This is a genomic window from Okibacterium sp. AC114, assembly GCF_979253355.1.
The window spans coordinates 705428-719772 of the sequence record NZ_CEEDBR010000001.1 but is presented as its reverse complement, the minus strand read 5'-3'; the positions used below and the strand labels follow the sequence as shown (position 1 = coordinate 719772).

The 14345-nt window shown below is 67.8% G+C and carries 12 protein-coding genes, 1 tRNA gene and 1 other RNA gene; 5 read left to right on the top strand and 9 right to left on the bottom strand.

Annotation, left to right across the window (positions count from 1 at the left end):
* Positions 1-128: 128 nt before the first annotated feature.
* Positions 129-947, top strand: coding sequence for a Bax inhibitor-1/YccA family protein (locus tag ACZ6IE_RS03500; protein WP_445997210.1), 819 nt, complete (start codon positions 129-131; stop codon positions 945-947).
* A gap of 195 nt (positions 948-1142) precedes the next feature.
* On the top strand, positions 1143-3062 hold the full coding sequence (gene phoA, locus ACZ6IE_RS03495) for an alkaline phosphatase (RefSeq protein WP_464606795.1): 1920 nt from the start codon (positions 1143-1145) through the stop codon (positions 3060-3062).
* A 162-nt stretch (positions 3063-3224) separates the two neighbouring features.
* Here phoA and guaA read toward each other — a convergent pair whose 3' ends face one another.
* The 8 genes from guaA to ffs form a co-directional block, all read right to left on the bottom strand.
* Positions 3225-4805, bottom strand: coding sequence for a glutamine-hydrolyzing GMP synthase (gene guaA / locus ACZ6IE_RS03490; RefSeq protein WP_464608580.1), 1581 nt, complete (start codon positions 4803-4805; stop codon positions 3225-3227).
* On the bottom strand, positions 4801-5241 hold the full coding sequence (locus ACZ6IE_RS03485) for a DUF3817 domain-containing protein (RefSeq protein ID WP_077053800.1): 441 nt from the start codon (positions 5239-5241) through the stop codon (positions 4801-4803). Before ACZ6IE_RS03485 ends, guaA begins: the two co-directional genes overlap by 5 nt.
* 4 nt (positions 5242-5245) lie before the next feature.
* A complete protein-coding gene (locus tag ACZ6IE_RS03480; RefSeq protein ID WP_464606794.1) occupies positions 5246-6112 on the bottom strand; it encodes an SURF1 family protein in 867 nt (288 codons plus the stop codon).
* Positions 6113-6128: 16 nt separating this feature from the next.
* Positions 6129-8060: a cation:proton antiporter gene (locus tag ACZ6IE_RS03475; protein WP_464606793.1), complete on the bottom strand. Its 1932-nt coding sequence runs from the start codon at positions 8058-8060 to the stop codon at positions 6129-6131.
* Between the two features lie 3 nt (positions 8061-8063).
* Positions 8064-8591 (bottom strand): cation:proton antiporter regulatory subunit, encoded by a 528-nt coding sequence (locus tag ACZ6IE_RS03470; RefSeq protein ID WP_077053802.1) that lies wholly within the window; start codon positions 8589-8591, stop codon positions 8064-8066.
* A 152-nt stretch (positions 8592-8743) separates the two neighbouring features.
* Positions 8744-9937 carry an acetate/propionate family kinase gene (locus ACZ6IE_RS03465; RefSeq protein WP_464606792.1) on the bottom strand — a complete coding sequence of 398 codons (1194 nt, stop codon included), beginning with the start codon at positions 9935-9937 and terminating at the stop codon, positions 8744-8746.
* Positions 9934-12105 carry a phosphate acetyltransferase gene (pta, locus tag ACZ6IE_RS03460; RefSeq protein ID WP_464606791.1) on the bottom strand — a complete coding sequence of 724 codons (2172 nt, stop codon included), beginning with the start codon at positions 12103-12105 and terminating at the stop codon, positions 9934-9936. Before pta ends, ACZ6IE_RS03465 begins: the two co-directional genes overlap by 4 nt.
* A gap of 72 nt (positions 12106-12177) precedes the next feature.
* Positions 12178-12274, bottom strand: an RNA gene (gene ffs, locus ACZ6IE_RS03455) — signal recognition particle sRNA small type.
* Positions 12275-12371: 97 nt separating this feature from the next.
* Here ffs and ACZ6IE_RS03450 point away from each other — a divergent pair.
* The 3 genes from ACZ6IE_RS03450 to ACZ6IE_RS03440 all read left to right on the top strand — a co-directional run bounded on the left by ACZ6IE_RS03450 (position 12372) and on the right by ACZ6IE_RS03440 (position 14008).
* Positions 12372-12459, top strand: a tRNA-Ser gene (locus ACZ6IE_RS03450).
* A 363-nt stretch (positions 12460-12822) separates the two neighbouring features.
* On the top strand, positions 12823-13359 hold the full coding sequence (locus ACZ6IE_RS03445) for a hypothetical protein (RefSeq protein WP_464606790.1): 537 nt from the start codon (positions 12823-12825) through the stop codon (positions 13357-13359).
* 46 nt (positions 13360-13405) lie between these two features.
* Positions 13406-14008: a MarR family winged helix-turn-helix transcriptional regulator gene (locus tag ACZ6IE_RS03440; RefSeq protein ID WP_464606789.1), complete on the top strand. Its 603-nt coding sequence runs from the start codon at positions 13406-13408 to the stop codon at positions 14006-14008.
* A 64-nt stretch (positions 14009-14072) separates the two neighbouring features.
* Here the strand turns inward: ACZ6IE_RS03440 and ACZ6IE_RS03435 are convergent, their stop codons facing one another.
* A complete protein-coding gene (locus ACZ6IE_RS03435) occupies positions 14073-14327 on the bottom strand; it encodes a hypothetical protein (protein ID WP_464606788.1) in 255 nt (84 codons plus the stop codon).
* Positions 14328-14345 lie beyond the last annotated feature (18 nt).

Genomic DNA, 14345 nt, shown 5'->3' with positions numbered 1-14345 from the left:
CGGCTCGGGCACCCCGGATGCCCCCGGAATAAGGGACAGTTCTCAGCGTTCTCTACTACTGTTGAATGAATCTCTCGCACCACGAGAAACCCCACACGCATCGCTCCAACGACGAAGGACAACCAGAAATGGCTGCATCGAACAACCCGGCTTTCAATAACCGAGCGTTCCAGGGCGCAAACGGGCAGACGCTCGCCGTGCCTCCTGTCTCCGCCGACCAGCTGCAAGACATGTACAACCAGCCCGCCGCTGGTTCCGTGCAGACCGACCGCATGTCGGTCGAAGACACCGTGATGAAGAGCATCATCGCTTTCGGCGTGCTCCTCGTGGGCGCTGCGGCCGGCTGGCTGCTCGTCTCGGTAGCGCCGTCCGCTATGAGCGTCGTCATGCTCGCCGGCATCGTCGGCTTCGTGCTCGCGCTTGTGAACATCTTCAAGAAAGAGCCGTCGCCGCCCCTGATCATGGCCTACGCCGCTGTGCAGGGCGTCTTTGTCGGAGCCATCTCGCTCGCGTTCGAGACCATGTACCCCGGCGTCGTGGGCCAGGCCGTGCTCGCCACGTTGGCCGTCGTCGGCGTCACGCTCGCCCTCTTCGCCAGCGGCAAGGTGCGTGCCTCGAAGCGCGCCACCAAGATCTTCATGATCGGGATGGTCGGTTACCTCGTTTACTCGCTCATCAACGTCGGCCTCATGGCCTTCGGCGTCATTGACACCGGCTTCGGATTGGACTCGCGAGAGGTCTTCGGCATCCCCCTGGGTCTCATCCTCGGCGTCTTCGTCGTCCTCCTCGGCGCCTACTCGCTCGTGCTCGACTTCGACGCCATCCAGCAGGGTGTGCGCAACCGCGCCCCCCGCAAGTACGGCTGGACCGGCGTGTTCGGCATCATGCTGACGGTCATCTGGCTCTACCTGCAGATCCTGCGCATGCTGGCCATCGCCCGCGACTAGTCGCCTCCGCGCCGCATTCGGGCGCGAACCGCAACACATCCTCACCGAAGCGCCGGTCCCCAACGGGGCCGGCGCTTCGTCGTGTCGCCATGAGATTCACCACCCCCGTTCGCGGGCCATTTGCCGGGCGTTCACCCGGCGCCGGTCGACTGTGAGGGCTGCTCATTCGAGAGCACTCTCACTGAAGGGGTTCACATGTCCCACAGCACCACCACCCGGGCGAGGCTCACCCGCCGCCTGCTTACCGGCGCCGCAACGGTCGCCGTCGTCGGAACGTTCGTCGCCGCACCCGCCGCCGCCTTCGCCGCCGGTCCGAGCGACAACGGCGGCTCGAGCCGCCACGGCGGACAAGACCAGACCGAGGCCGTGCGCGAGTCGCTCGTCAACGGCCCCGCCAAGAACGTCATCCTGCTCATCGGTGACGGCATGGGCGACTCCGAGATCACCGTCGCCCGCAACTACGTCGAAGGCGCGGGCGGCTCGTTCCCCGGCATCGACGCCCTGCCCCTCACCGGTCAGTACACGACCTACGCCCTGAACAAAGACGGCACCCCCAACTACGCCTCCGAATCCGCCTCGACCGCCTCGGGCTGGTCAACCGGAACGAAGACCTATAACGGCGCGCTCTCGGTAGACATCGCCGGCAAGCCGCAGTCGACGCTGCTCGAGATCGCGAAGGCCAACGGCCTGAAGACGGGCAACGTGTCCACCGCCGAGATCCAGGACGCCACCCCCGGCGCCCAGATCGCCCACATCTCGGCCCGCGGCTGCTACGGCCCCGTCGCCACCACCAAAAACTGCTCGGCCGAGGCGCTCGAGAACGGCGGCCTCGGGTCGATCAGCGAACAGCTGCTCAACCTGCGCCCCGACGTCGTGCTGGGCGGAGGCTCGACCACGTTCGGCGAGAAGGCTGCCGCCGGACAGTGGAAAGACCAGACGCTCTTCGACCAGGCGGCCGACCGCGGCTACCAGCTCGTGAACAACGCAGCCGGCCTGAACGCCGTTACCGCAGCCGACCAGACGAAGCCCGTACTGGGCCTCTTCACCCCGGGCAACTTCCCCACCCGCTGGGTAGGCCCCGAGGCCACCGTCGGCGGCGGCAACTTGCCCGCGGCGAGCTGCACGCCCAACCCGGCGCGACTCGAAACGGGTCTGTCGCTCGCATCCCTCACCACCAAGGCGATCGATCTGCTCGCCGAGCCGAAGGCCGACGGCGGCCAGGGCTTCTTCCTGCAGGTCGAAGGCGCCTCGATCGACAAGCGCGACCACGCCGCCGACGCCTGTGGCCAGATCGGTGAGACCGTCGACCTCGACGAGGCCGTGAAGGTCGCCCTCGACTACGCGAAGAAGGATGGCAACACCCTCGTCGTCGTCACGGCCGACCACGCCCACACGAGCCAGATCCTCGGCTCGACCCCTCCCGGCCTCAGCGCCTCGCTGCTCACCACCGAGGGTCAGAAGATGATCGTCGGTTACGGCACCGCCAACGCGGGCGAATCGCAGCAGCACACCGGTTCTCAGGTGCGCATCGCGGGCTACGGCCCCGGCGCGGCCAACGTGGTGGGCTTGTCTGATCAGACCGACCTGTTCTTCACCTCGGCCAACGCGCTCGAGCTGAAGCGCGACCTGAAGGCACTCAGCACGGGCGCCACCGCCACGCCCAGCGCGACGACGGTCCGCCCCGGCGCCGACCTGACGGTCACGGCCGCGGGCTTCAACGCCGACTGGCAGCTGGACGGCGTCCTCGCCTCCGACCCGGTCGACCTCGGCGATGTGGACACGATCGACGGCGGCGCCGTCTACGCGTTCACGGCTCCCACCGAGCTCGGCACCCACACGGTCACGCTCACGGGCGCCCAGACCGGTGTGACGGCCACGGCGACGTTCACGGTCGCCGCCGATGCTCCCGCCACGCCGATCCCGTCCGAGACGACGACCCCGGCCGCCGTCGCACCCGTCGCGGGTAACAGCGCATCGGGACCGCTGGCGCTCACGGGCAGCACTATCGCGCCGTTCGCCCTCGCGGCTCTCGCCCTGATGGCCGTCGGCACGGTGCTCGCCGCCCGACGCCGCCTGCGCCGCGCCGGAACCCTTACGGTCACCGCCACGCGCTAACGCGCGCTCGCTCGGGGGCTGGCGGACATCCTCTCGCCCCCGAGCCCTCGCGCAGCGACGCACAGTTGAACGAAGAAGGGCCGTTCCGAGAGGAACGGCCCTTCTTCTGTGCGGCGTCAGAGTTGTGCGACACCAGAGTGATGCGGCGTCAGGCGCCTACACTCACTCCCATTCGATGGTGCCCGGCGGCTTCGACGTGACGTCGAGCACGACGCGGTTCACACCGTCGACCTCGTTGGTGATGCGGTTCGAGATGCGGGCGAGCAGGTCGTAGGGCAGACGTGTCCAGTCGGCCGTCATGGCGTCCTCGCTCGACACGGGGCGCAGCACGATCGGGTGACCGTAGGTGCGGCCGTCGCCCTGCACGCCCACCGAGCGCACATCGGCGAGCAGCACGACCGGGCACTGCCAGATCTCGCGGTCGAGACCGGCCGCCGTGAGCTCTTCGCGCACGATCGAGTCGGCCTTCTTGAGCAGCTCGAGGCGCTCGGCCGTGACCTCGCCGACGATTCGGATGCCGAGGCCGGGGCCGGGGAACGGCTGGCGCTGAACGATGACGTCGGGCAGGCCCAACTCGGAACCGATCGCGCGCACCTCGTCCTTGAACAGGGTGCGCAGCGGCTCGACGAGCTCGAATTGCAGGTCTTCGGGCAGCCCACCCACGTTGTGGTGGCTCTTGATGTTGGCCGTGCCCGTTCCGCCGCCGGACTCGACGACATCGGGGTAGAGCGTGCCCTGCACGAGGAAACGGATTGGCTCGCCATCGGCCTGTGCCTCGCGCACCAGATCGGCCTCGGCCTGTTCGAAGCTGCGGATGAACTCGCGGCCGATGATCTTGCGCTTCTGCTCGGGGTCGGTGACCCCGGCGAGGGCCGTGAGGAACTGCTCGCGGGCGTCGACCGTGACGAGGCGCACACCCGTGGAGGCCACGTAGTCCTCTTCGACCTGACGGCGCTCGTCTTGGCGCAGCAGGCCGTGGTCGACGAAGACGCAGACCAGCTGGTCGCCGACGGCCTTGTGCACGAGGGCCGCCGCGACGGCGGAGTCGACGCCGCCGGAGAGGCCGCAGATGACGCGGGCCGAACCGACCTGCGCGCGGATGTTGTCGACCTGCTCGGCGATGACGTTGCCCGGGTTCCAGTCAGAGGGGATGCCCGCGGCACGGTGCAAGAAGTTCTCGAGCACGGCCTGGCCGTGCGCCGAATGCTTGACCTCGGGGTGCCACTGCACGCCGTAGAGCTTGCGCTCGTCGTTTCCGAACGCGGCCACCGCGGTGGAACCGGTCGATGCGAGCACCTCGAAGCCCTCTGGCGCCTTGGAGACCTGGTCGCCGTGGCTCATCCACACCGTCTGATCGGTGGGCTGGCCGGCCAGCAGGGTGCCGCCGTCTCCCGTGATGGTCGCGCCGGTCGAACCGTATTCGCGCAGACCCGAGTGGGCGACCTCGCCGCCGAGCGACTGGGCCATGACCTGGAAGCCGTAGCAGATGCCCATGGTGGGCACGCCGAGGTCGAAGATCTTGCTGTCGAGCGCCGGGGCGCCCTCTTCGTAGACGCTGGAGGGGCCGCCCGACAGCACGATGCCGGTGGGGTTCTTGGCCGCCACCTCTTCGGCCGTGATGGAGTGCGGCACGATCTCGGAATAGACGCCGGCCTCGCGCACGCGTCGTGCGATCAGCTGCGCGTATTGCGCACCGAAATCGACGACGAGGACGGGTCGTTGGCTCGTGGCCTTCTCGCTAATGGGAAACCTCCGTGGGGGTGTTGGCGCGCTCGGCGCGGGAAGCAAGATAGGCCTTCACTTCGCGGCCGACTTTGGCCTCGAGGAAGAAGGAGAGGAACGGGACGATGCCGCCCAGGGCGATCAGGATGAAGCGGCTGAACGGCCAGCGCATGAGCGACCACAGGCGGAAGTCGCTGAAGAGGTAGACCACGTAGAACCAGCCGTGCGCGATGAGGATGCCGGTCGACAGGTTGACGCCCGTCACCGTGTCGACGGGCACGAGGCCGAGGAAACCGGAGCCACCGCCCAGCTCGATCTCGAAGCCCATGGCGTATTTCAGCAGCATCTCGATGCACAGCAGCAGCAGCATGACACCGGTGATGATCGACGCGATCTGGTAGAAGCGCAGAGCGCCACGGATGCGCGGCAGATCACTCTGTCGAGGTTCTAGGGGCATGGCCCTAGTCTACGCGAACGGGTTCGGGGCCAGCTCCCGAGGCCAGGAGCTTCTCCTCGTATTCGCGCTCCCAGGTGTCGCGCACGAGGCGGTACCAGAGGAAGACCGCGAAGCCCGCGAAGACGACCCACTCGACGGCGTAGAAGATGTTGAGCCAGTTGACCGTGGTTTCGGGCACGGGCGGCGGGGCGTCGATAGCCACGAGTCCGTCGACCTGGCCCACCTCGGCGGGATCGCCCGCGATCACGTATCCGCCGTAGACGTCGTGGCCGGTCATGTCCTGCCACCGATTGATGAGCGCCGACACGGCCATGGTGTTGAGCACGTTCGGGTCGCCATCCTCGGCGGTCTCGGGCGCTTGGCCCGGGATGAGTCGCCCGGTGACGGTGACATCGTCGGATGCCGCGGGCTGGGCGTTGAGCTCCGCGGCGGCGTCCTTCGCGACCTCTTCGCTCTCGGTCCATCCGACCGCCACCGCGATAGCCGCACCCTCGGAACCGGTCGTGCCCTCTGAGCCGGCCCTCTGCTCGAAGTGCGCGGCCACCCAGTAGCCCGTGCGGCCGTCTTGCACGCGCTCGGTGATGACGCTGAAGTCGCCCGGAACGTAGCGCCCCTCGGCCGTGACGGTCTGGCCGATGGATGTGTCGTACATGGGCTTGCCTGGCGTTTGCGCCTGACCGATGGGGCGCGCGATCTCGCTGACCTCGGCGGTGTCGGCCGCGGGGACCACGGCCCGCTCGAGTTGCCAGTGGCCGAGCCAGGCGAACGCACCGGCGATGGCGATCGCGAGCAGCAACATGGCGATCCAGCGCGGCCGCACCATGACGCGCACGATGGTGCGGTCGGGCTTCGGCCGCTCATCGGGGGCCACGGCCGCGGCGTTCTCGTTAGTAATCGTCTTCTCGCTTTCGGGGGCGCTCTTCGTCTGATTGGCGCATGGCCTGCTCGATCAGACGCTCGATGTTATCGGGCTCGCCTGGGCCGGTGCCGAGAGCGGGCCTCGGCTTGGGGCCGCCCTCGCGCGGCGGTACAGGCCGCTCAGGGGCGGAGTGGCTGTAGGGGTCGGGATCGACGATGGCGGCGCGACCAGCGTCGTGGCCGGCCTCGAATCCGGCCTCGAATCCGGCGGCGTGGCCCTCGCGGCGCCCGGCCGCGTGTCCTTCGTCCCGCCCGGCGGCATGACCCTCGTCGTGGCCGGCCGCACGGCCCTCGTCGTGGCCGGCGCGACGGGCTGCCTCGCGGGCTACGGCCGCGTCCTCGGCGGCCGCGCGGGCGGCGTCGTCGGCTTCGAGGTCGCGACTGACACCGGAGTTGCTCCCGCTGCGGGGGCGTGCGAGCTCGGCGTCCATCGGGTCGACGTCGGCTTCCTCGAGCGGGTCGCCGAAGGGTTCGCGGGGGCGGCGTGCGCGCGGCTCACCCGAGCGCCCGCCGAAGGCGTCGGCCAGGGCAGCATCGAGAGCGGTGTCGCCGTCGTCGGTGGCGGTGGCTGCGGCATCCGTTCGAGTGCCGGCGGGAACCTGGCCTCGCGCACCGCGTTCGCGCGCACCGCCGTCGGTCGCAGAGGGAGCCGTCGCCGCCGCCACGAGACGTTCGGCCTCGTCGAGCACGGGGTCGGCCGAGCGCGCCGCTTTCTCGCGCCGCGCGGCCTTCTGCTTGGGGCTGCGCAGGATGAGGCGACCGATCTGTTCGGAACGCGACGCGATCACGGGCCCGATGACGGCCATGATCAGCACGTAGAGGCCAGCGAAGGGCGAGATGCGCGGATCGAGCCCCGCGCTCACGGCCAGGGTCGCCAGGATGAGCGCGAACTCGCCGCGGTTCTGCAAGATGACGGTGGTGTTGATGCCCGCCTGGGGCCCGAGTCCGTTGAGCCAGGCCACGAACTGCCCCGCGATGATGTTCAACAGTATGGTCATGCCGACCGCCGCCAGCACGGGCACGAGCACGCTGCCGAATTCGGCCGCATTGAGCGCCAACCCGAAGTTGAGGAAGAAGAAGGCGCCGAAGACATCCCGCAACGGAACGGCGACGCTTTCGATGCGGTTGCGATAGCGCGTGGCGCCGAGCACGAGGCCGATCAGGAAGGCGCCAATGGCGTCGGTGACACCGAGGAATTCGCCGATGCCGCCGAAGAGCACCGCGAGGCCGAAGAACAGGATGGTGAAGAGTTCGTCGTCTTTGGTGCGGAACAGCCTCGACACGAGCTTGCCGCCGTAGCGCGCGATCGCGAACATGGCGATGATGAACGCGAAAGCGACGACCAGTTTGCCGATCACCGGCAACAGCTCGGTCTCACCCGAGAGCACGACGCCAACGATGGCCAGGTAAATGGCGATGAAGATGTCCTCGACCACCGTGACGCCCAGGATCATGGGTGTTTCGCGGTTGGTGAGGCGGTTCAGCTCGATGAGCAGTTTGGTGACGATGGCGCTCGACGAGGTGGCCGTGATGCCCGCGATGATCAGGGCTTCTTTGGCACCCCATCCGACCATGAAGCCGAAGGCGATACCCGCGGCCATGTTGAACGCGATGTACGATCCGCCCGAGATCAGCAGTTTGCCCGCGTTCTCGAAGAACTCGTCCTGATCGAACTCGAGCCCCAGGTTGAACAGCAGCAGGATGAGGCCGAACACCGCTATCAGCTCGATGTGCGAACCGTCGAACGAGAGCGGGAACCATCCACTGTTCGGGCTCGCGATCAAGCCCACCATCATGTAGATGGGGATGGCCGGAAGGCCGATCAGTTTTCCGAGGCGCCCGAGCACATATGCGATGACGAGGAGGACGCCGAGGATGATGAGGTCTTCGCCGAGGTGCATGGGCTAACCCCCGGGCGGGGAGTCGACGCCGGCCTTGGTTTTCGAGCCGGTGCGGAAGAACATGAATGCTTTTGCCACTTTTTCGGGCGAACCGGCGACCACGAGCGTGTCGCCGGGGAACACGCGGAAGTCGGGCGAGGGCGCCGGGTTGGCGGATTCGCCGCGCACGACGGCCACGACCGTGAGGCCGACGATGCCGCGCTCGGCCGGGTTGCCGAGCGGCTGGCCGGCGATGTAGTCCTCGTAGTCGACGCGGAACCAGTCGATCGACAGACCGGGGATCTGGTCGAGGGCCGTGAGCGATTCGGTGATCTGGGTGCCGCCGAGCAGTTCGGCCAGCGTGTGAGCTTCGTCTTCGGAGAGGCGCAGCGACACCTTCGTGGCGTCGGAACCGTCTTCGTCGTCGCTGAACGTGATCAGGTCGCTGTGACCCGAGCGGTGCGCGATGACGCCGACCTTGCCGCCGTCGTCGGTGACGAACGTGTGAAGAACGCCCACACCGGGAAGTTTGACCCGCCGAACATCAGCCATGCCGGAACTCCTTGTACTTGTGGCTCGCACCGATTCAACGACCGATGGCGCGCTTGTATTCCTCAGTCTATCGAGCGGCGCGCGCCGCCCGGCCGGGAAACGAGGTCGGCGACCGGGGTGGTCAGCGAGACCGCCCGGAAGGCGAAGCGGGCTCAGCCGTGCGTGACCGCCAGCGTCTGCCGCGCGATCTCGAGCTCCTCGTTCGTCGGCACCACGAGAACCGTGATCTCGGAGTCGTCGGCCGAGATGCGGCGGATGCCCCGCTCACCCGACTCATTGCGCGAGGCATCGATGCGGATGCCGAGCCGCTCCATGCCGGCCAACGCCCCCGCGCGCACGGCGGCGACGTTCTCGCCGACACCCGCGGTGAACACGATGACGTCGAGTCGCCCGAGCTCGGCGTAGTACGCGCCGACGTAACGTTTGATGCGGTGCAGGTAGACGTCGAGGGCCTCGATGGCTCCGGCATCCCCCTCTCCTGCACGCTCTTGCAGGTCGCGCATGTCGCCGCGTCCCGAGAGGCCGAGGAGACCCGACTTGCGGTTGAGCAGCTCGTCGAGCGCCGCGAAATCGTAGCCGCCCTTGCGGTTCAGGTGCAGCAGCACGGCGGGGTCGATATCGCCCGAGCGCGTGCCCATGACCAGACCCTCGAGCGGCGTCATGCCCATCGACGTGTCGACCGAACGACCGCCCTCGATGGCGGTCGCCGATGCGCCGTTGCCGAGGTGCAACACGATCTGGTTGAGCTCGCCGAGCTCGCGACCCAGGAACTCGGCCGCGGCCTCGGAGACGAACTTGTGCGACGTGCCGTGGAAACCGTAGCGGCGGATGCGGTGCTGGTCGGCGACCTTCTGGTCGATGGCGTAGCGGTAGGCGGCCGGCGGCAGCGTCTGGTGGAAAGCGGTGTCGAAGACGGCCACGTGCGGCACATCGGGGAACGCCTTCTGGGCGGCCTCGATGCCCTGCAGGTTGGCGGGGTTGTGCAGTGGCGCCAGGTCGGCGAGGTCTTCGATGTTGATCTTGACCAGGTCGGTGACGACGGTGGCCTCGTAGAAGCGTTTGCCGCCGTGCACGACACGGTGACCGACGGCGATGGGCGGCTCCTCGGTGAGCGACGGACCGGTCTCGTCGAACGCCTTGAGCATGAGCTGGAAGCCCGCGGCGTGGTCGGCGACGGGTTCAGTGACGCGCACCTCGTCGTGGCCGGGGCGGCGGTGCACCGCGACCCCCTCGGACTCGCCGATGCGCTCGACCAGTCCGGAGGCGAGGGTTTCTTCCGACTCGCTGTCGATCAGCTGGTACTTGAACGACGACGATCCCGAGTTGACGACCAGGATGCCGCTCATGCCGTCGCCGCCTGGATCGCGGTGATGGCCACGGTGTTGACGATGTCTTGCACGAGAGCTCCCCTGGACAGGTCGTTGATGGGTTTGTTGAGGCCCTGCAGAACGGGCCCGATGGCGACGGCGCCGGCCGAACGCTGCACGGCCTTGTAGGTGTTGTTGCCCGTGTTGAGGTCGGGGAAGATGAACACCGTAGCCTGGCCTGCGACCTTTGATCCGGGCATCTTCGCGGCGGCAACGGCCTGGTCGGCGGCGGCGTCGTACTGGATGGGGCCTTCGACGAGCAGTTCGGGTCGGCGCTCACGCACGAAGGCGGTCGCGGCGCGCACCTTCTCGACATCCGCGCCCTGGCCCGACTCGCCCGTCGAGTAGGAGAGCATGGCCACGCGCGGCTCGATGCCGAACTGCTCGGCGGTGGCGGCCGACGAGATCGCGATATCGGCGAGCTGCTCGGCGGTCGGGTCGGGGATGACGGCGCAGTCGCCGTAGACGAGCACACGGTCGGCGAGCGCCATCAGGAAGACGCTCGAGACGACCCCCACATCCGGCTTCGTTTTGATGATCTCGAAACCGGGGCGGATGGTGTGAGCCGTCGTGTGCGCCGCGCCCGAGACCATGCCGTCGGCGAGCCCCAGGTGCACCATCATGGTGCCGAAGTAGGAGACGTCGGTGATGGTGTCGCGCGCGAGCTCGACCGTGACACCCTTGTGGGCCCGCAGCCGCGCGTATTCTTCGGCGAACCGCAGGCGCAGCACGTCGTCGAAGGGCGACAGGATCTGCGCCTTCGAGAGGTCGAGCCCGAGGTCGAGCGCGCGCGAACGCACCTCGATCTCTTCGCCCAGGATGGTGAGTTCGGCCACGTCGCGCGCCAAGAGCGTGTGGGCGGCGCGCAGTACACGGTCGTCGGAGCCTTCCGGCAGGACGATGTGGCGGCGGTTCTGGCGGGCGCGCTCGAGCAGGGTGTATTCGAACATGAGCGGCGTGACCACGTTGGTGCGGCTGACGTGCAGCAGTTCGAGCAGCTGTTCGGCGTCGACGCTGTTCTCGAAGAGCGCGAGCGCGGTGTCGTATTTGCGCTGCGAGTCGGCGGCCAGGCGCCCGCGGGTCTGCGTGATGCGCACGGCGGTGTCGTAGCTGCCGAGCTCGGTGCGGATGATGGGCACGGCCGGCGTGAGCCCGTCGAGCAGTGTGGTGATGGAGTCGGCGAGCTCGAAGCCGCCGTTCAACACGATGCCCGCAACCGACGGGAAGGTTCCGGATGCCTGGGCCAGCAGCACGGCCAGCAGCACCTCAGACCGGTCGCCCGGGATGACGACGACGGCGCCGTCGGTGAGGCGCGGCAGCACGTTCTCCATGGACATGGCGGCGACGACCACGCCGAGCGCCTCGCGGCTGAGCAGCGACGGATCGCCTGACATCAGCGTGCCGTCGACCGATTCGAGGATCGACTGCATGCTGGGCGCGATGAGGAAGAGGTCTTCGGGGATGGCCCACACGGGGATCGTGGTGGCACTGTCGCCCGCGGTGTGGGACGAGCTGGAACCGGTGTCGCCGTGCGCGCCGGTGCCTCCTGGCAGGACCGAGCGGATGGCGGCGACGATCTCGTCGAGCGATTCGGGATCGGCGCGGTTGGCCACCACGGCGAGGAGTTGCGCGTGCTCGCTTTGCAGTTCGGCGAGCGCGAGTTCGGTGATCTGGCGCATATCGTCGGCACCGCGCGGTTCGGAGCCGCCGAGCTGTTCGCCCATGCCTTGGCCGACACGCCCGCCGAGCACGAGCACGACGGGGGCGCCGAGGTTGGCGGCAATGCGGGCGTTGTAGCCCAGTTCGGTGGGGCTGCCGACATCCGTGTAGTCGGAACCGAGGATGACGACCGCGTCGCTCTCGGCTTCGACCCGCTTGAAGCGCTGCACGATGCGGGCGAGCGCCGCGTCGGGGTCGGTGTGGACCTCGTCGTAGGTGACGCCCACGGCATCTGCGGCACTCTGCGACACGGCGTCGTGGGCCAACAGCATGTCGAGCACGTAGTCGCCTTCGGCGCCCGTGCGTGCCACGGGGCGGAACACGCCGACGCGCGGGGTTTCGTGACTGAGGGTGTCGAGCACCCCCAATGCCACGGTCGACTTGCCGGAGTGTCCTTCTGCAGAGGTGATGTAGATGCTGTGTGCCACGGTTTCCAGCCTATTGCGGCGAACCTTGGCGGCACCTCGATGCGGGGCGAATGCACACCTGTGCAGGGCAGAAAAAATGACCCCTCGCGCACCCGCCAGAGCCCGGTTACCCTTGCTACGTTTCCGTCCTGGGGGAATTGGCCTGGATGGCGCCACGCGAGGAGCCGAGAACAAGTGTAACCCACTCGCGAGCCTCGATGCGGTCACCGGCACCCTCCGCGACCGGGTAGGATACTTGAGGTCGTGTTGCCCTGGAGCACACATCTGGAGGATTCGCCTAGTGGCCTATGGCGCACGCTTGGAAAGCGTGTTGGGTGAAAGCCCTCGGGGGTTCGAATCCCCCATCCTCCGCCAATGGAAAAGGCTCGCCCCTTTAGGGCGAGCCTTTCTCCTTTTTTGGCAATAAACACAGCGATTCGATGAGGAGGGCTGGGGAACCCAGCCTGACGGGCTCCACCATCCTCCGCGCAGCACCCGCAACCCGCTCCGCGGGTTTCCCCATTTATGGCAAGCCCGTAACCCGCCACTCCCCCAAACATCCCTTCCCCACACCCCGACACACCGCACCCCGCCTCATCCCCATAACGCACCCCACCAGCAATTTAACAAACCCGTCACACCCCACGCCCCATTCGGCCACCCACATACGGCTAGGCTTTCCCCGGTCGTAACGGGTCGTTTATCAACGCATCCGAAAGCCTTCCTGGGGGGAACACGGTGACCGATGTGTTGACGGTCAAGCCGCGGCGCGCGCTGCTAGGGCAGGGTCTTCTGGCCGCTGCGATGATCGTCGTGCCCGTTTTCGCCGTGCTGCTCTGGCTGAGCCGCGATTCGGCCGCCTTCGCTTATGTCGTCGGCCTGCTCGCCATCACGCTCGTGGGCGCCGCGGTCTGGGCCGTCCTGTTCCTGAGCGTCGAGGTGCGCGTTTCGGGTGACGAGATCGTGCGTCGCACCATCTGGGGCCGCCGCGTGACCATCCCCGTTTCGGGTGTGAGCCGGTCGTTGGTGCTCGATCTGCACCGCACCATGGCGACGCAGGCGCATCCACAGTTGTTCGTGCTGGACGACGACGAGCGAGCGCTCGTGCGGCTGCGCGGCGAGTACTGGGGCCGGCACGATATGGAGTTGCTGGTGGGGCGTTTGCGGGCGCCCGTGCAGAGGCTGCAGCATCCGGTCACCCTGGGCGAGCTGCAGGTGACGAACCCCCACATGCTGTATTGGTTCGAACGCAAACCGTCCCTGCGCTCCGAATAGGAGATATCGCTCGGCTGGTGGTGGGAGCATGGGTTACTTTTAACGGATGACCGACAATCAGCTGGGCCGATCCGGGTATTGGTACGACCGTGCCGACGACACCACGGCGGCCGTGACGAGTGTCGACGTGCTGAACCTGTTCCGTCAGTACCGCGCCGCCGAGACCCAGATGCGTCGCGACACGCGTGATTCCATGGGCATGGGCGAGACAGATCTGCTGGCGCTGCGCTATCTGTTGCGGTCCGCCAAGGCGGGCCAGACGATGACGCCCGGCAAACTCGCGCAGCTGCTCAAGATTTCGACGGCATCGACGACCATTCTGCTCGACCGGCTGGAGAAGAGCGGGCACGTGCGTCGGGCGCCGCATCCCACGGACCGCCGCTCGTCGATCGTGACCGCCACCGACGGCAGCGATGACGAGGTGCGCGCCACCCTGGGCCGCATGCACCAGAACATGGTCGCCGCGGCCGACAGCCTGAGCGCCGACGAGATTCGCACGATCAGTCAGTTCTTGAAGCGCATGATTTTCGCCGTCGAGAGCGCCCACGATCACACGGCGGCCGACGCCGAGCCCCTGACCGACGATGCCGTCGCAGCCTCGGGTGCAGTCGCCGCATCGGTGAACCCTCGAGGCGCGGCCGCGGTCTAACCGCACTCGCAGGCGCTATACCGCAGTCGCAGGCGCTTCGGCGCAGCGACCCTGGCACAGTGACTCAGGCCGTTTGCCGCCCGCCGGATGCGTGGCGCTGCACGGCCCCCTCGAGCACCTCACGGATGCCGGCGATGAGCGACGACGGCACGACATGCGGCCGCCCGCCCGTGACCGCCTCCCACTCGCGCAGGGCGACGTGTTCGACCTCGGCGGCACCCAACTCAGGGTAGGCCGCGCTCATCTGGGTGAGGAGGGCGTCGTATCCGACGAGGGCGACCCCGTCGACGACGCCGACCACGTTTTCTTCGGCTGACATCCCGGCCAGCTTACGCGA